This is a genomic window from Zoogloea sp., assembly GCF_041914405.1.
Classification (GTDB): domain Bacteria; phylum Pseudomonadota; class Gammaproteobacteria; order Burkholderiales; family Rhodocyclaceae; genus Zoogloea.
Genome location: NZ_JAYSDK010000029.1, coordinates 1 through 17,737 on the forward strand (window position 1 = coordinate 1; position 17,737 = coordinate 17,737).

Below are 17,737 nucleotides of genomic sequence, written 5' to 3' on the forward strand. Positions count from 1 at the left end.
CTTCCACGACCCGGCGCATCTTGCTCCGGGTCGTTTTCATTTGTCCCTTGATTGTGAGGGGGTGGGCCGGTCCCCAACCCCCCCCACCCGGTAACACCACAATGGCCCGGGGCCGGCCCGGGGGCTAATCCCCCCCCCCCCACGGGTCGCGTCGCACCTCATCCTTTAGCTCAGGCGCGCACCACCTTGACCGCGCACTTCTTGAAGTCGGTCTGCTTGGAGATCGGACAGGTCGCGTCGAGGGTCACCTTGTTCACCAGCTTGGACTCGTCAAAGAAGGGCACGAAGATCAATCCCACCGGCGGCTTGTTGCGGCCCTTGGTTTCCAGGCGTGCGGTCATCTCGCCGCGCCGGGACTGGACCTTGACCACCATGCCACGCTGCAGGCCGCGCTTCTTGGCGTCGTCCGGGTGCATGAAGACCTGGGCTTCCGGCACCGCCTTGTGCAGCTCGGGCACGCGCCGGGTCATCGTGCCGGTGTGCCAATGCTCCAGCACGCGGCCGGTACACAGCCACATGTCGTAATCGGCATCGGGCTTCTCGGGGGGATCCTGGTAGGGCAGCGCGAAGATCACCGCCTTGCCGTCCTTCTGACCGTAGAACTTGATGCCTTCGCCCGCCTTCACGTACGGATCGTAGCCCTCGCGGTAGCGCCACAGGGTTTCCTTGCCATCCACCACCGGCCAGCGCAGGCCACGGGCCTTGTGATAGGTATCGAAGGGCGCCAGGTCGTGGCCATGACCACGGCCGAACAAGGCGTATTCCTCGAACAGGCCCTTCTGCACGTAGAAGCCGAAAACCTCGGCCTCGTCATTGGTGTAGTTCTTGATCGCGTGCTCGTTCACCTTGACGGTGTCGCTCTTCGGGAACTTGTTCACCACCTTGTTGGCATACAGCACGTCGTACATGGTCTTGCCCTTGTACTCGGGCTTCTTGGCGAGCAGCTCGGCCGGCCACACCTCTTCCATCTTGAAGCGCTTGGAAAATTCGAGGAACTGCCACAGGTCCGACTTGGCCTCGCCCGGCGCCTTGACCTGCTGGCGCCACACCTGGGTACGCCGCTCGGCGTTGCCGAAGGCGCCCTCCTTCTCGGTCCACATCGCAGCCGGCAGGATCAGGTCGGCGGCCAGGGCCGAGACGGTCGGATAGACATCGGAGACCACCACGAAGGCCGCCGGATTACGCCAGCCCGGATAGATCTCCTGGTTCACGTTGGGACCGGCCTGCATGTTGTTGGTGGTGCTGGTCCAGTAGCACTTCAGCTTGCCGTCCTTCAGCGCGCGGCTCTGGGCCACGGCGTGATAGCCGATCTTGTCCGGGATGGTGCCTTCCGGCAGCTGCCAGATCTCCTCGGCGTGGTGACGGTGCTCAGGGTTGGTGACCAGCATGTCGGCCGGCAAGCGGTGGGCGAAGGTACCCACTTCCCGCGCGGTACCGCAGGCGGACGGCTGGCCGGTCAGGGAGAACGGGCCGGAGCCCGGCGTGGCGATCTTGCCCACCAGCAGGTGGACGTTGTAGATCATGTTGTTGGCCCAGGTACCGCGGGTGTGCTGGTTGAAACCCATGGTCCAGAAGCTGACGACCTTCTTCTTCGGGTCGGCATACAGCTCGGCCAGCTTCTGCAGGCGCTCCTTCGGCACACCGGACAGCTTGGAGGTGTACTCCAGCGTGTAGGTGGACACGAACTTCTTGAAGTCCTCGAAGGTGATCGGCTTGGCGTCGTTGGGGTTGTTCTTCGGCTTGCCGTCGGGGCCGGGATAGCCGTTGAACTTGGCGTCCTTCTCCAGCGGGTTGTTGGGACGCAGGCCAAAGCCGATGTCGGTCTCACCCTGCTTGAAATTCACGTGGGCCTTCACGAACTCCTGGTTCACCTTGCCCGACTGGATGATGTAGTTGCAGATGTAGTTGAGGATCGCCAGGTCGGTCTGCGGCACGAAGACCATGCCGTTGTCGGCCAGCTCGAAGCTGCGGTGCTCGAAGGTGGACAGCACGTGCACCTGCACGTCGGTCTTGGTCAGGCGACGGTCGGTGATGCGGGTCCACAGGATGGGGTGCATCTCGGCCATGTTGGAGCCCCACAGCACGAAGGCGTCGGCCTGCTCGATGTCGTCGTAGCAGCCCATCGGCTCGTCCATGCCGAAGGTGCGCATGAAACCGGTCACCGCCGAGGCCATGCAGTGGCGGGCATTGGGATCGAGGTTGTTGGAGCGGAAGCCGGCCTTCATCAGCTTGGAAGCGGCATAGCCTTCGAAGATCGTCCACTGGCCGGAGCCGAACATGCCGATGGAGCCCGGCCCTTCGGCCTTCAGCGCGGCCTTCCACTTCTCGGCCATGATGTCGAAGGCCTGGTTCCAGCTGATCGGCATGAACTCACCGTCCTTGCTGTACTTGCCGTCCTTCATGCGCAGCAGAGGACGGGTCAGGCGGTCCTCGCCGTACATGATCTTGGACAGGAAGTAGCCCTTGATGCAGTTCAGGCCACGATTAACCGGCGCATCCGGATCACCCTGGGTGGCCACCACGCGGCCGTTCTGCACGCCAACCAGCACGGAACAGCCAGTGCCGCAGAAGCGGCACGGCGCCTTGTCCCAGCGCACCGCATTGGCGTTGCCGGTGTCGGCCGGGGCCGGCGCGGCATCCTTCTTGGCAGCGAGGGCGGGCAGGGAAACGCCGGCCGTGGCAGCAGCCGCGGCAATCGCCTGGGTCTTGATGAAGTCGCGTCGGTTGATGGTCATGATTGAGCCTCCTCGCAGGGGGAATCCGTTTCGGACTGTTGATTCGAAAGCTGGGGATCGTCGCGGTGCTCGTACGCCAGGGTGGCGGCCAGCACCTGCGGAATCCGGTGAATGGCGATCAGGGTGTCGGTCATCGCGGCGCCTTCCGCGTCCTCGACGGTGACGATCAGCTTTCCGTCATCGGACATGCCGTGGCACTCGACGCCCGGAAAGGCAAGCAGCGCCGCTTCGGCGGCGGCGCGGGCATGGGGATGGATGCGCAGGACGAGACTGGCGATGTTCATGGCAACTCCGGAACGGGATCGAGGGCGACGCGCACGATGGCCGTCGTGGGGCAAGGTGCCAGGCAGGCACCACAGCCGGTGCATACGGTGTTGTCCACCTCGGGCAGCGGCACGCCACCGATGCGTGGCCGGAAACGGATCGCCGCCGCATCGCAGATCTCGCCGCACACCCGGCACTCCACGTTGCAGGCCGCCAGGCAGCTCTCGTCGATGCGGATGCCGAAGTCCCATGGGCGCTGCGTGGTGTCGCGGCCGATGGCGCCGGTAGGGCAGGCCTGGGCGCAGTCACCGCAGAACGTACATGCCGCCGCCTTGAAATCCGCTTCCGGGTAGCCGCCGGTACCGCGCTTCAGCAGGCCGGTCGGACACACCGGCAGGCAGGCATCACAGCGGGTGCACAGTGCGGCAAAGCGGTCTTCAGCGGCGCTCCAGGGGGGGCGAAATGGAAGCCCACCGGGCGCCCTGACACCCAGAAAACGACGGCGGGAAACATCCATGGTGGACTCGTGGTTTTTGTCGGACGGGGGCGATCCTATTCCCCACCATAGAAAGAAACCTTGATCTGTGCGAAGGAATTCAACGCCCAGCTGCGCCAGGCTTGAGCGGCGTCAACGGAATGCGCGCGAAGCGCCCGTCGCGGACCTCGGCGAAGAACACCTGGCGCGGGGTATCCCCGTTGGCGTCGAAGCGGATCTGCTGCTGCAAGCCCTGGTAGGGGCCGTGCCTGAGCACCGCGGCCTTCACGCTCTCCCCGTCCTGGCGGCGCGCCAACGCCTGCAACAGCACGCTGGCGGCGTCGTAGGCAGAGACAGCGCTGTAGCCCGGATTCATCTGAAAGCGCTTGAAATAGGCCTCGCGGAACTGCCGGAAACGCACGGATTCGTCATAGCGATCATAGTTCTGCACGATCACCAGACCCTCGACCATCTGCCCTCCCAGCTCGATCAGCTGCTCGGTGGCCGCCCACTCGGACGCGCCCAGCGGCAGCGCCGGCGCCAGGCGCCTGGCCTGCTGGGCCAAGCGGGCCACGTCGAGGGCGCCGCTGATGAAGAACAGGCCATCCGGGCCGCCGACCAGCATGCTCGTGACCACCCCTGCGAAATCCGCGTTGGCCGCCGACTCATAGGCCACTTCGGCCACCAGGCGCCCCCCCAGCGCGACGAAGGCATGGCGGAACTCCGCCAGCCAGGATTCGGTGAACGAGCGGTTGCGCACGTCGAAAGCGATTGCGATGCGGCGCTGCCCGCGCCCGTACAGGACTTTCGCGTAATCGCCGGCGTTATCGCGGGTCGAGCGGTTGATGCGGACGAGGTTGTCGTCCTTGCCGTAGAAATCCATCGAGGTCAGCGTCGGGCTGACCGCCAGGATGCCGTGATAGGCCAGGGTTGGCACCACGGCTGCGGCCACCCCGCTGGTGAACGGACCAATCACCGCCGTCACCTTGGCCTCGGCCAGTTCGCGGGCCGAGCGGACCGAGGTTTCCCGGTCCTGCGCGTCATCTCGGGAGACCAGCTCGATCCGGCGACCGTGGATTCCCCCCGTCCGGTTGGCCTGCTCGATGGCCAGGATGACGCCCTTCTGGCCGGACTGGCCGACATCCGAATTGCGGTCGGAAAGACCGCCGATGAAGCCGATGCGGATCGGCTCCTCGCGCCCGCAGCCTGACAGCAGCAGCCCCAGCACAATCACCAGCAGACATCGCACGAACATGCTCTCGCCTCCGACTGACTCTGTTGAGGCAGATTTAACTTCCATTTTTTGTTAATTTTACCAATAATGTTAATTATACAGATTTTGTTGAATATAGTCAGACTTGCCACCACGCGGCCGCTTTCGATGGAAGCCCCCCATGTCTTTTCTACGCCCGCTCCAGCCCCGCCTGTCATGGCGCAGCTCGCTGCGACTGCGCCTGATGGTCCTGGGCCTGGCCCCGTTGCTGATCGCGTTTCCGCTGATCCTCGGCATCCTCGTGATCGCCGGGGGTGCCCGCTACGATGAAATCCTGAGCTCCAATGCGCGCAGCAACCTGGCCAGCGCCCACGCCTACATGGAGCAGATGCGCAGCCAGACCCAGCAGCAAGTCGAGGAAGTCATCCATGCGGAGCGCCTGAGCCGCTGGCTCACCGAGCTGGGGGATGGCGCCGCCCGGCAGGCGAACCCGGCCCTCGACCAAGCCCTGTCGGTCCGCGCCGAAGCCGCCCGCCTGGATTTCCTGATCATCGCCACCCAGGATGGCCGGGTCATCGCATCAAGCAGCGGGCTCGCCCCGGGCAGCCAGCTGCCCCGCAGCTTCGTGAGCCGGCAGGCCGCCATCGGCATCTCGAGCACCGCCTACGAAGTGCTAGACGCAGCCGCGCTGCACGCCCTGGCCCCCACACTGCCCACCCGTGCCCGCGTCACCTCCACCGAGACCGGTGCCCGCGAAGCGGTCGAAACCCGGGGGCTGCTGATCTCCGCAGCCAGCCATTTCCCCCTCAGCAACCGCCACCCGGACGCCATCGTGGTCGGTGGCGTACTGCTCAACAACAACCAGACCAGCATCGACCGCATCCGCGACGTGGTCTTCCCGGTCGATCCTCGGGTTGGCAGCAACGACGGCGTCGCCTCGATCTTTCTTGGCGAACGGCGCATCGCCACCACCCTGCTCCAACGGGATGGACTCCGGGCCCTTGGCTCCCAAGTTGCCGGTGGCGTCACCACGCAGGTCATCGACCTCGGCGAACCCGCAGCCCGGCGGGTGCCGGTACTCGATAGCTGGTACTTTGCCGCCTACGAGCCGATTGTCGATGGCGAGGGGCAACGCATCGGCATGCTCAGCACTGGTTTCCCGGAAGAACGCTTCAACCACGAGAAATGGCTGCTGACCGGCAGCATAGGAACCCTGCTGACACTCAGCATGCTGCTGCTGTCCCTGTCCTTCCTGCGCAGCGGCCAGTGGCTCGCCGGCCGCCTGCTGAAGATCGCCGACACCATGCGGGCGGTGCATGGCGGCCAGCGGGACGCCCGCGTTGCCGTCGATGCGGAGTGCGACGAGATCGCCCAGCTGGGGAATCATTTCAACAGCCTGCTCGACACCCTGAATGCCCAGGACCAGGCCCGGCGCCAGGACCAGCAGGACATCGCCCAGGAAGCCCTGCGCCGCCGTGCACTGTTCGAGATGAACCGCGACGGCATTGTCGTGCTCGACGAGAGCGGCCGCGTCTACGAGGCCAACCCCCAGTTCGCACTGATGCTCGGTTACACCATGGAGGAGCTGTCCGCCCTGCACGCCTGGGACTGGGACGCCCTGTACGACCGGACGGCGATCCTGAACCAGTTCCGCAGCCTGCCACCGGAAGGGGAATCCCTCGAACTGCTGCCAAGGCGCCGGGACGGCAGCACCTTCCCGGCCGAGGCCAGGATCAGCCGCGTGCATTGGGGCAACGAGAGCTACGTACTGTACGCGCTGCGCGACATCACCGAGCGCAAGCAGATGGACGAGGAACTGCAGCGCTACCGCGACCACCTCGAAGAACTGGTCGCGCAGCGCACCCTCGAGCTGGCCGCAGCGCGCGACGAGGCGGAGAACGCCAACCAGGCCAAGAGCGCCTTCCTGGCCAACATGAGCCACGAGATCCGCACCCCGATGAACGCCATCATCGGCCTGACCCACCTGCTGGCCCGTGACATCCGGGATACGCGCATCCTCGAGCGCGTACATAAGATCGGCTCCGCCGCCCACCACCTGCTGCGCATCATCAACGACATCCTCGACCTGTCGAAGATCGAGGCCGACAAGATCAGCCTGGAAAACATCGACTTCTCCGTGCGCGGAACCCTGGAGAAGGCCGCCAGCTTGCTGCGCGACAGCGCCACCCAGAAAGGGCTGACGCTGGCGGTGGAGGTCGACCGGAGCCTGCCAGAGCACCTGCGCGGCGACCCGGTGCGCCTGGAGCAGATCGTCGTCAACTTCCTGTCCAACGCGATCAAGTTTTCGACCCACGGCCGCATCACCCTGCGCGCCCGCCACGTGAACGAAGACCCGCAGGGCAGCCGCCTGTGCATCGAGGTGGAGGACTACGGTATTGGCCTCAGCGAAGAGCAGCAGGCCGCAATCTTCCGCGCCTTCGAACAGGCCGACAATTCCACCACCCGCCGCTATGGTGGCACCGGCCTGGGGCTGACGATCAGCAAGCGGCTGGCCGAACTGATGGGGGGTGACATCGGCGTACACAGCGTTCCCGGCGATGGCAGCACCTTCTGGATCAGCCTGCGCCTGGAGCATGCCCGCAGCATCCCGCCGGCCGACGCCACGACGACGGCCGGCACGGCCGCCCCGGAAGAAGAAATCCACCGTCTCTGCGAGCGCCTGCGCCAGACCCACGCTGGCAGCCTGATCCTGCTGGCGGAGGACAACCGGCTCAACCAGGAAATCGCCGGTGAACTGCTCAACGACGCCGGCCTGCGGGTCATCGTGGCCGGCAACGGTGCCGAGGCTGTGAACAAGGTCCAGGCCGGTGGCGTGGCCCTGGTTCTGATGGACATGCAGATGCCGGTGATGGGCGGGCTGGAGGCCGCCGGACTGATCCGCGCCCTGCCCGGCGGCGCCAGCCTGCCGATCCTGGCGATGACCGCCAATGCCTTCGACGAGGACCGCCGGCGCTGCCTGGAAGCAGGCATGAACGATCACGTGGCCAAGCCTGTCGATCCTGCGGTGCTTTACCGCACCCTGCTGCGCTGGCTGCCAACTTCGGAACCGAAGGCCATCCCTGCCGCCCCACCCGTATCCGGCGAACGCCCCATCGCATCCCTGCCCGGCCTGGATGTGGCGGACGGCCTGCGGCGCGTGCGGGGCAAATGGGACCGCTACCGCCAAATGCTCGCCCTGTTCGCCAGCAGCCATCCGGATGATCCGGCCCGGATCGGCGCCCTGCTCACGGCCGGCGACCGGGACGGCGCCAGGCATCTGGCCCACACCTTGAAGGGCAGCGCCGCAACCCTGGGGGCCAGCGCCGTCGCAGAGGCCGCCACCGCACTGGAACGGGCCATCATCGACCACGCACCACACGCAGAGTGGCAAGCGCTGACAGACGGGCTGGGCCGGGCGCTCCAACCCGTGATCGATGGCATCCACGAACATCTACGCGACACGCCGGGACGGGATGCCGCCGCATCGCCCGCGCGCGAACTCACCCTTCTGGACGCGGCGGCCTGATGACCCCCTAAAGGGGAATGCCGCGCTCGGCGGCGCAGGCGCGGAGCTGGGTCAGGGCACGGTCGCTGTCGAACTCTGCCACGGCCCGCGCGAAGGACTCGAAGCGGGCACCCATGACGGCCTGCAGCAACGGCCGGTGGGCATCGACCGCCTGCCCGCTGGAAAAATCGTCGGCCGCCAGCAAGGGGGCCAGCTGGCCAAAGACCTCGGCCACCGCGGCGGGATCGACCGACGCCTCCAGCACTACCGGCGCGGCAGGTGCCGCCGGCAACGCCGCCCCGATCGACTCGATGAGGACCGCCAGCTGGGCCGTCACCTCGGCTTGCAACGGTGCCAGCGCCGGCAACGCATCCTGCCGGCGGAGGGCCTGCTCGAGGTCGGCGGCGCGGGCAGCGAGCTCGTGGGCCCCGATCTGCCCGGCCCCCCCCTTCAGGGTATGGGCGAGCCGGGTCGCGGTGGTCCAGTCCTGCGCCTGCAGAGCCTCGTCCAGGCGCCCGCCGAAATCCCTTTGCCCCTGCACGAACTTGTCGAGCTGGGACAAGTACAGCACCTCGCGCCCGAGGGCATGGTGCAGCCCGGCCACCATGTCCAGGCCGGGAATCTCCCGCAGTGGCGCTCCCGCACTGGCGGCGGCTGGAACACCCGCACTGCCCGGCAACACGATCCAGCGCATCAGCGTTGCCCACAGGGCTTCCGGATCGATGGGCTTGGCGACGTGGTCGTTCATGCCGGCCTGCAGGCAGCGCTCCCGGTCGCCGGCCATCGCATTGGCCGTCATCGCAATGATCGGCAGCCCCGCACAGGCGGGCAGCCGGCGGATCTCGCGGGTGGCGGTGAGGCCATCCATCACCGGCATCTGCACGTCCATCAGGATCAGGTCGTAATGCCCGCCAGATGCCTTGTCGATGGCCACCCGCCCGTTGTCGGCGACGTCCACCTGCAGGCCGACTTGCAGCAGCATCTCGCTGGCCACCTCCTGGTTGAGTTCGTTGTCCTCAACCAGCAGCACGCGGGCGCCGCGCAACGGGCCGGGCTCCACCGGCTGATCCGCCGGCGCGGGCCGGATCCGCAAGCCGCCGTCGCTCCCGAGGGTGCGCATCACCGTGTCGAACAGCAGGGAGGGCCCGACCGGCTTGATGAGTACATCGCGGATGCCGGCCTCCTCGGCGGCGCTCATCAGTTCGTCGCGCCCATAGGCGGTCACCATCACCAGGCGCGGCGGTGGTTCAAGGGACAGGTGGCCGATCTCGGAGGCGGTGACGATGCCGTCCATGCCGGGCATCTGCCAGTCGAGGAAGACCACCTCGTAAGGGCTGCCGGCCTGCGCCGCCCGCCCCAGCTCGGCCAGCGCCGCCGGCCCCGAATCCACCGCCTGTACAGAGAAAGCCATCCGCCGCAGCATCTCGCCGATTACCTCGCGGGCATTGGCATTGTCGTCAACCACCAGCATGCGCCGGCCACGCAGGTCGGCCCCCGGCAGCAGCCGGCGCGCCGCCGCCATGCTGCGCCCGAGGCGCGCCGTGAACCAGAAAGTTGAGCCGACGCCCGGCGTGCTGTCCACGCCCACCTCGCCCCCCATCAGCTCGGCGAGGCGCTTACTGATCACCAGGCCGAGGCCGGTGCCGCCGTACTTGCGGGTGGTGGACGAATCGGCCTGCTCGAAGCTGCGGAACAGGCGGGCACGCTGCTCGCCGCTGAGGCCGATACCGGTGTCGCGGACCTCGAAGCGCAGCAGCACCTCGTCCTGCCCGCCCTCGGCGAGCCGCACGCGAACCGCTACCTCGCCCCTCTCGGTGAACTTCACCGCGTTGTTGGCATAGTTGACGAGGATCTGGCCGAGCCGCAGCGGGTCGCCGACCAGGCTGCCCGGCACATCGTCGGCCACGTCGACGATCAGCTCCAGCCCCTTGCTTGCGATCCGGTCGGAGATCAGGCTGGAGACGTTGTCGAGAACCCGCTCCAGCTCGAAGTCGGTGCGTTCGATGACCAGCTTGCCGGCCTCGATCTTGGAGATGTCCAGGATGTCATTGATGATGCCCAGCAGGTGCTGGCTGGAACCCTGGATCTTCTCCAGGTAGTCGCGCTGGCGCGGGCTCAGCTCGGTACGCAGGGTCAGGTAGGCCATACCGACGATGGCGTTCATCGGCGTGCGGATCTCGTGGCTCATGTTGGCCAGAAAGTCGGACTTCACCCGTGCCGCTTCCTCGGCCATCTCTGCGGCGTGGCGCATCGCCTCGATGGCGTCCCGCTCGGCGGTGATGTCATCGATGATCCACACCGAGCCGCGGCCGCGATCATTGACGTCGACAGCGCGTGCCGTGAGCCGGGCCCAGAACAGGCTGCCATCCCGGCGCATCAGCTGTTGCTCACGGCTGTGCGTTTCCCCGCGCCAGATCTGTGCATAGGGCTCGCCGCCCAGTTGCCAGGCCGCCTCGTCGGCATACCAGATGCGGGTCGGCCGGCCCAGCATGGCGCCCGGCGGCCAGCCGAACATCTCGTGCAACTGACGGTTGCCGCTCTGCAGCGTGCGATCGACGATCAGCGCCATGCCCGAGGTCGCCGCCTCGAAGATCGCCTGCTGCTCGGCATAGGCGAGGCGCAGCTTGTCGGCAGCCTCCCGCTCGGCGGTGATGTCTTCGAAGATGCCGACCACGCCCCGCGACGGATCGCCGCCGTCGACCACATGGGCCGCCATGCGCACCCAGAAGTGCGTGCCGTCCTTGCGTACGGCCGGTTGCTCCCAGGTGTGCGTGCCACCGCGCCAGAGGGTTTCATACACGGCCTTGCCAACCTGCTCGTAGGCCTCGTCGTCGGGATACCAGATGCGGCTGGACAAGCCGATCTGCTCGCCAGGCGCATAGCCGAACATCTCGTCGAGGCGCCGGTTGCCGCGCACGATACGCCGCTCGCGGGTCAGCACGATGCCGACGCTGGCCGAGTCGAAGAGGGCCTGCTGCTCGGCCATCGCCGCCTCCAGCTGGGCGGTGCGGCGGACCACCTCCTGCTCCAGAAGATCGCGGGCCGCCTCGCTGTCACGGCGGGCCAGGCGCACTTCCTCAAGAGCCTGGCGGAGTTCCTCGGTGCGGGCACCGACCCTCTTGCGCAACTGACGGCTCCAGAGGACCAGTGCCAACACTACCGCCACCAGCGCCACCACGCCGTAGCCGGCGTAGCGCTGGTAAGGCGGCGACTGTTCCAGCAAGGCGCCGAACCACTTCTCGTTGATAAGGCCCAGCTCTTCCTCGGGGATCGCCGCAAAACCAGCGGCGATGAAGCGCTGCAAGGCTTCGTCGCCGCGCCGAACGGCCCACTGGAAGTGATTCGCGTACATCGGCGCGGTATGCCGGAAATCGTCGGCGATGCCGAACTGGTGCAACAAGTAGGCGGCCGGGCGCTCGTCCATGCAGAACACCCGGACTTGCCCCTCCGCCACACCGCCGACGAGGGCCGCGAAGCTGCGGTAACGGCGCACGTTCGTGGAGCCCTCGATGGCCAGCCGTTCCAGGCAGGGGTCGCCCTCCTTCACGCCGACCACAAAGCCACGGCTGGAGCCGGCATCGACGATGCCCGACAGATCCCGCTGGAAGAACACCATGGTGTCAAGCCGGGCATACGGCGCGGAGAACAGGTAGCGCCGCTCCCTTTCGGTAGAGCGGGCGATGGTGTCGATGACATCTGCCGTGCCGGCCCGCATCGCCTCTTCGGCCTCCACCCCGTCCATACCGAGCAGGCGGACCGGCACACCAGTCTGCGCCTGCCAGGCACGCCAGCGATCCGGGACCAGCCCCTGCAGGGCGCCGTTCCCGTCGCGTAGCGCGTAGGGCGGGAGCTTGTCGTCGAGCACCACGGTGATGGCGCTGCGCGACGCTGCGCCGCCATCGGCGACGGCCATCCCGGCCCCGAGGCAAGCCCCAGCGAACAGGACAGGCAGACGACGCAGGAAAGGCTGTGGCATGCGTTCAGTCCATGACCGACACTTCATCCAGGGCCGTGCGCAGGGTCGTCAGCGCATGGTCGAAATCAAAATTGGCGATCTGCCGTTCCAGCGCCTCCGCATGGGGGCCGAATGCCGCCCGGAGCAGGGCCTGATGCTCGCCGAACAGGGTCGTGCAGCCGAGGTCGTACTCGGCCAGCAGCTGCTGCAGGCGCGCCGACACCTCACGGACCCGCAGCCAATCGACCTGCGCCGGCGGCGGAGCCAGTGCAGCGGGCAGCGCATCCTTCAGGGCCTGGCAGAGGGCCACGAAATCAGCTTCGAGGGCCGCCGCCTGGACCACCAGTTCGCCGCTGGGCACGCCACCGCTGCCGTCACGCAGGGCTCTCTCCAGGGCCAGCGCCGCAGTCTGCAGGCGGGCGATGCCGAGGGTCGCCGCCAGGCCCTTGAGGGTGTGGGCATGGCGGTGGGCGGTCTTCACATCGCCAGCCACCAACGCCCGCTTCAGCTCGGCCGGCACCTCACTGGCCGTGAAGCTGGCCAGCAAGCGCGCATAGGTATCGACACGCCCCCGCGTGGAACGCAGGCCTGCCGTCAGGTCGAGGCTTTCGATCGCCGCCAGGCGGGCCCGCAAAGGATCATCTCCGGACGGTGCCGGCGCCAGGCTGGCAGCCGGCACGCCGACGCCCTGAGGCAACCACTGCAGCAGGGTCCGGTACAGGAGGTCCGGCACCACCGGCTTAGCGAGGTGATCGCTCATGCCGGCGGCCAGGCAGCGCTCGCGGTCCTCGTCGAAGGCATTGGCAGTCATCGCCACGATAGGGGTGGAGCCATGCCCCGGCAGGGCCCGGATCAGCCGCGTGGCGGCCAGCCCGTCCATCACCGGCATGTGGATGTCCATCAGGATCACGTCGTAGGGTGCGGTGCGCGCACACGCCACCGCCGACTGGCCGTCGGCCGCAACCTCCACCTGCAGGCCGACGCCTTCCAGCAGTGCCAGCGCCACCTCCCGGTTGATCGGGTTGTCTTCCACCAGCAGGATGCGCCCGCCGTGCCGCGCGATCAGGCGGGCCTCGGCCTCACCGGCGGGGGGGGCATCGGCCAGCTCCGGCGGACGGACCGACGGTGCTGCCAGCGCGTGCCCCTGCCCGACGTGCAGCGGCAGCTCGACCCAGAAGGTGCTGCCACGCCCGAGTTCGCTGCTCACGCCAATGCGGCCACCGAGGAGCTGGGTCAGGCGCCGGGAAATCGCCAGCCCCAGGCCGGTACCGCCGTACTTGCGGGTCGTCGAGGCGTCGGCCTGCAGGAAGGGCTGGAACAGCTCGACCTGCTGCTCCGGCGACAGGCCGATACCGGTATCGCACACCTCGAAGCGCACCCACAGGCGCCCATCACTGGCCGGCAGCGCACGGGCGCGCAGGATGACCTCGCCACGCTCGGTAAACTTGACCGCGTTACCGGTGAAATTGAGCAGGATCTGCTGCAGGCGCAGACCATCGCCGCGCAGCAGCGCCGGCACTTCGCGCAGGTCGGCGCGCACGCTGAGGTGCTTGGCCTCGGCCTTGTCGCGAACCAGGCTGATGACGTTATCAACGACCCGCCCGACCTCGAAATCGACGGACTCCAGCTCCAGCCGGCCGGCCTCGATCTTGGAGAGGTCGAGGATGTCGTTGATGATCCCCAGCAGGTGGTGCGCCGCACCGGAAATCTTGGACAGACGGTCGATGTGGCGCGGCTCGGCGAGATCACGCCGCAACAGGTGGGTCAGGCCGATGATGGCGTTCATCGGGGTGCGAATCTCGTGGCTCATGTTGGCCAGGAACTCGCTCTTGCTGCGGCTGGCCGCCTCGGCGGCATCCTTGGCGATCATCACTTCGGCGCTGCGTTCGGCCACCAGTTGTTCCAGGTGGTCGCGGTAGCGCTCCAGCTCTTCGGCGTTGCGCTTCTTTTCGGTGATGTCTTCCTTGATGGCCACATAGTGGGTGATGCGGCCATCCATTTGGCGCACCGGCGCGATGTTGGCGAGCTCCACGTACTCGCTGCCGTCCTTGCGCCGGTTGATGAGTTCCCCGCGCCAGGATTCCCCGCGCCCCAGACTTTCCCACATCCCGTCGTAGGTTTCCTTCGGTGTGCGTCCCGACTGCAGGATGTTCGGGTTCTTGCCGATCGCCTCCTGGCGGCTGAAGCCGGTATTGCGCGCGAAAGCCTCGTTCACATATTCGATGCGCGCGTCGAGGTCGGTGATGACGATGCTCTCCGGGCTTTGCTCGACGGCCATCACCAGCTTGTGCAGCTCGGCCTGAGCCTCCGCCTGGGCGATCAACGCCCGCCGGAAGGCCAGCACGGCGGTGGCCAGCCGACGCAGTACGCTGCGCGGATCGGCGCCGAGACGCTCCACCTCGGCCAGTTCAGGCGGATCAACCTGGCCGGCGGCGAGTCCCTGCAAAACGGCACTGAGGCCATGCAGGCGATGGGTCACCCAGCGGATGATAAAGGCCCAGAACACCATAAGGGCAAGCATCAGCGCGCCGCCAAACAGAGCAATTTGCCACGCGTGGCGCGTGATTCCGCGGGTCTGCCCCTCACTGCGCCCAGCCGCCTCTGCAGACAGGGTCGCGGCGATCGCATGGGTGTGCTCGGACAGGGCGACGTAACTGTCGGCCGCCCGGTAGGCCAGGCGCATGGCCTGTGGCACGTCATCGGCAGCCAGTTCACTGGCCGCCACGATGCGGTTGAAGAAGGCGTCGAAATCGGTCTGCGCCTCACCCACCTGCATGCTGTCCCCCCCGGCACGCTTGAGTTCGGTCCAGCGCGTGCGAAGGGCATCCAGACGCTGTCTGACGTCGCCGCGCAGGCGCCCGAGCTCGTCCGCCGACAAGGCTCCGGCAGCGGCCCGGTCCAGGCCACCCCCGATCAGCCGCTGGACGGCGGCGGCTTCCTGGTTGAAGCGGGTGGCGCTGGCCAGGGTGGCGATGTCCTTCGCCTGCAGCGAATCGATGATCCGCTGGTCGGCCTGCAGGCTGTATAAGGAGAAGAGGTTGAAGCACGCCGCCAGTACCGTGACCACCGCCACCGGCAGGAAGAACAGCAACTGGTAAGGCAGGCGGGGCTTCATGGCCGGTGGGCTCCGTCGGCCTCCGGCTCATCGGGATCGGCAAAACGCGTGGCGATGTCGGCAAAGCGCTCGCGGCAGGTGAGGAAGGCATCCACCACGTCCGGATCGAAATGGCTGCCGCGCCCACCGACGATGATCTGCGTAGTCTCGTCCAGCGTCAGCGGCGGTTTGTAGACACGCCGGCTCATCAGCGCATCGAAGACGTCGGCCAGCGCCATCAGGCGCGCCGAGACCGGGATCGCGTCGCCGGCATGGCCGCCGGGATAGCCGCTGCCATCCCACTTCTCGTGGTGTCCGAGGGCGATCTCGCGGGCGATGCACAGGAAAGCGAAGGCCTCACCGGCCTGGGCGGCGGAGGCCTCGTCGGCGCTCTCCAGGGCCTGGGCCATGGCCTTGTCGATGGCGTCTGCGCCGATCGCCGGGTGTGCCTTCATGATCTCAAACTCGTCGCCCGTCAGCCGGCCGCGCTTGAGCAGGATGCTGTCGGGAATACCGACCTTGCCAATATCATGCAGCGGCGCAGCCTTCACCACCATGCCCAGGCGAGCACCACCGAGCGCCGAGCTGAAGCGGGGATGGGGCGCCAATTGGCGGGCCAACAGATCCACATAGGTCTGGGTCCGCACGATGTGGCGCCCGGTCTCATTGTCGCGGGCCTCGCTGAGGCAGGCCAGCGCGCGCACGCTGAGTTCCTGCACCAGCAGGTTCTCACTCATCCGCCGGCTGACTTCCCGCTCCAACCATTCGTTCTCGTTGGCCAAGCGGTCGCGGGCCTGCTTGAGTTCAAGGTGGGTGCGCACACGCGCCAGCACGATAGCCGGGTTGATCGGCTTGGTGATGTAGTCCACCGCCCCGAGGGCCAACCCGTGCTCCTCGTTCTCGGCAGCATTCATGGCTGTCACGAAGATCACCGGGATGTTGCGGGTGGCCGGATCTGCATGCAGTTGCTGCAGCACCTCGTAGCCGTCCATGCCCGGCATCATCACGTCGAGCAGGATCAGGTCCGGGCGCGGCGCCAGCCCCGCCGCCCGCAGCGCCCGCTCGCCGGAGTTGGCGGCGCGCACCCGGTAATGGGGCTGCAGCAGCTCCCCTAGCACGGCCAGATTCTGCGGCGTGTCGTCGACGATCAGGATCGTGTGCTTCGCCGCAAGGGCCTCAGGCTTGTCGCTACTCGCGTAAATACTCATCGGAAGGTCTCCACCCCGGCTCAGGGATGTCGGCAAGGTGCAAGCCCGGCGGCACGGCAGGGCGACAGGACGCACGGCAGGCGGCACGTCCTTCATAAACTGAAGTTTATCCGCCCACGTCCGAATTACCGGCACATTAATGTGCCTCAGGCTTAACGGCGCCGGCCCGGACGGCTTTAGCCGCGCTGTACGCAGGCGCCCACGGCTGGCGCCGGCCGCCTCCCGGGAGCTTTCGGGAAGTTGATAAGCTCAGCAGAAATAATGAGCTACGGAACCATTCGCCCCCTTAGCACTCTTATATCGAGAGTGCTAATATTGCTGCGAAGGAGGTAGTCGTCGATGTCCCAAACCTTGTCGTTTCCCGTTCCGTCCGCGGTTGGCAGTCTGGATCAATACATCCAGAGGGTAAATCGCATCCCCCTGCTGACCGAGAAGGAAGAATCCGACCTCGCCCACAGCTTCCGGGAGAATGAGGATCTGGAAGCGGCGCGCAAGCTGGTGCTGTCCCACCTGCGCCTGGTGGTCGCCATTGCGCGCGGTTATCTCGGTTATGGTCTGCCCCACGCCGACCTGATCCAGGAAGGCAACGTGGGCCTGATGAAGGCCGTCAAGCGCTTCGACCCGGACCGCGGCGTGCGCTTGGTGTCCTTCGCGATCCACTGGATCAAGGCCGAGATCCACGAATACATCGTCAAAAACTGGCGCCTGGTCAAGATCGCCACCACCAAGGCCCAGCGCAAGCTGTTCTTCAACCTGCGCGGCATGAAGAGCAGCAGCAACACGCTGCAGGGCGAGGAAGTGCTGGCCGTCGCCAGCCAGCTCGGCGTCAAGCCGGAGGAAGTCCGCGAGATGGAAACCCGGCTGTCCGGCCAGGACGTGGCACTGGAAAGCGGACCGGACGACGAGGAAGAGCGTTTCGCGCCGATCGCTTACCTGGCCGACCCGCACGCAGAGCCATCCGAGGTGATCGCCCAGCGCCAGGCCTCGCGCCTGCAGGACGTCGGCCTGCATGAAGCCCTGGCCAACCTGGACGAGCGCAGCCGGACCATCGTGCAGCGCCGCTGGCTGACCGAAGGCGACGCCGCCACCCTGCACGAACTGGCCGCCGAATACGGTGTCTCCGCCGAACGCATCCGCCAGATCGAAGCCAAGGCCATGCAAAAGATGCGCAGCCACCTGGCCGCACTGGCCTGAACGATACCGCCCGGGCCACGGACCTGGCTCGATCTTGTGGGACGCATGCTTTTCTGTGGGCTGGGCCTGTGGGGCGAATGAGTTCGCCCCACCG

Annotated in this window: 9 protein-coding genes; 2 read left to right on the forward strand and 7 right to left on the reverse strand. The window is 66.9% G+C overall.

Annotated features, from left to right (window positions below; genetic code table 11):
* Positions 1-170: 170 nt before the first annotated feature.
* The 4 genes from napA to ACE3RX_RS16560 form a co-directional block, all read right to left on the reverse strand.
* Positions 171-2,735, reverse strand: a complete 2,565-nt coding sequence (gene napA / locus ACE3RX_RS16545) for a nitrate reductase catalytic subunit NapA (protein ID WP_374486070.1) — start codon at positions 2,733-2,735, stop codon at positions 171-173.
* Positions 2,732-3,019, reverse strand: a complete 288-nt coding sequence (locus tag ACE3RX_RS16550) for a chaperone NapD (RefSeq protein WP_374486072.1) — start codon at positions 3,017-3,019, stop codon at positions 2,732-2,734. The genes napA and ACE3RX_RS16550 overlap by 4 nt, the downstream gene beginning before the upstream one ends.
* Positions 3,016-3,516 carry a ferredoxin-type protein NapF gene (napF, locus tag ACE3RX_RS16555; protein ID WP_374486074.1) on the reverse strand — a complete coding sequence of 167 codons (501 nt, stop codon included), beginning with the start codon at positions 3,514-3,516 and terminating at the stop codon, positions 3,016-3,018. Before napF ends, ACE3RX_RS16550 begins: the two co-directional genes overlap by 4 nt.
* Before the next feature lie 79 nt (positions 3,517-3,595).
* Positions 3,596-4,729: an ABC transporter substrate-binding protein gene (locus ACE3RX_RS16560; protein ID WP_374486076.1), complete on the reverse strand. Its 1,134-nt coding sequence runs from the start codon at positions 4,727-4,729 to the stop codon at positions 3,596-3,598.
* Positions 4,730-4,868: 139 nt separating this feature from the next.
* Here ACE3RX_RS16560 and ACE3RX_RS16565 point away from each other — a divergent pair, with 139 nt between their 5' ends.
* Positions 4,869-8,213 (forward strand): ATP-binding protein, encoded by a 3,345-nt coding sequence (locus ACE3RX_RS16565; RefSeq protein WP_374486078.1) that lies wholly within the window; start codon positions 4,869-4,871, stop codon positions 8,211-8,213.
* 7 nt (positions 8,214-8,220) lie between these two features.
* Here ACE3RX_RS16565 and ACE3RX_RS16570 read toward each other — a convergent pair whose 3' ends face one another.
* Genes ACE3RX_RS16570 through ACE3RX_RS16580 form a run of 3 tightly spaced genes read right to left on the reverse strand, consistent with a single transcriptional unit; the run spans position 8,221 to position 16,449 of the window.
* The gene (locus ACE3RX_RS16570) at positions 8,221-12,168 is read right to left on the reverse strand and encodes a response regulator (RefSeq protein ID WP_374486080.1); all 3,948 of its coding nucleotides are present in this window, start codon (positions 12,166-12,168) and stop codon (positions 8,221-8,223) included.
* 4 nt (positions 12,169-12,172) lie between these two features.
* On the reverse strand, positions 12,173-15,262 hold the full coding sequence (locus tag ACE3RX_RS16575; protein WP_374486082.1) for an ATP-binding protein: 3,090 nt from the start codon (positions 15,260-15,262) through the stop codon (positions 12,173-12,175).
* On the reverse strand, positions 15,259-16,449 hold the full coding sequence (locus tag ACE3RX_RS16580) for a two-component system response regulator (protein ID WP_374486083.1): 1,191 nt from the start codon (positions 16,447-16,449) through the stop codon (positions 15,259-15,261). The genes ACE3RX_RS16575 and ACE3RX_RS16580 overlap by 4 nt, the downstream gene beginning before the upstream one ends.
* A 339-nt stretch (positions 16,450-16,788) precedes the next feature.
* Between ACE3RX_RS16580 and rpoH the strand changes: the two genes are divergently transcribed.
* On the forward strand, positions 16,789-17,643 hold the full coding sequence (rpoH, locus tag ACE3RX_RS16585) for an RNA polymerase sigma factor RpoH (protein WP_374486084.1): 855 nt from the start codon (positions 16,789-16,791) through the stop codon (positions 17,641-17,643).
* Positions 17,644-17,737 lie beyond the last annotated feature (94 nt).

Excerpts from the sequence above, each read along its gene's own strand:
- rpoH (WP_374486084.1), top strand. The coding sequence starts at position 16,789 with ATGTCCCAAACCTTGTCGTTTCCCGTTCCGTCCGCGGTTGGCAGTCTG.
- ACE3RX_RS16560 (WP_374486076.1), bottom strand. The coding sequence starts at position 4,729 with ATGTTCGTGCGATGTCTGCTGGTGATTGTGCTGGGGCTGCTGCTGTCA.
- napA (WP_374486070.1), bottom strand. The coding sequence starts at position 2,735 with ATGACCATCAACCGACGCGACTTCATCAAGACCCAGGCGATTGCCGCG.
- ACE3RX_RS16575 (WP_374486082.1), bottom strand. The coding sequence starts at position 15,262 with ATGAAGCCCCGCCTGCCTTACCAGTTGCTGTTCTTCCTGCCGGTGGCG.
- ACE3RX_RS16580 (WP_374486083.1), bottom strand. The coding sequence starts at position 16,449 with ATGAGTATTTACGCGAGTAGCGACAAGCCTGAGGCCCTTGCGGCGAAG.
- ACE3RX_RS16570 (WP_374486080.1), bottom strand. The coding sequence starts at position 12,168 with ATGCCACAGCCTTTCCTGCGTCGTCTGCCTGTCCTGTTCGCTGGGGCT.
- ACE3RX_RS16550 (WP_374486072.1), bottom strand. The coding sequence starts at position 3,019 with ATGAACATCGCCAGTCTCGTCCTGCGCATCCATCCCCATGCCCGCGCC.
- napF (WP_374486074.1), bottom strand. The coding sequence starts at position 3,516 with ATGGATGTTTCCCGCCGTCGTTTTCTGGGTGTCAGGGCGCCCGGTGGG.
- ACE3RX_RS16565 (WP_374486078.1), top strand. The coding sequence starts at position 4,869 with ATGTCTTTTCTACGCCCGCTCCAGCCCCGCCTGTCATGGCGCAGCTCG.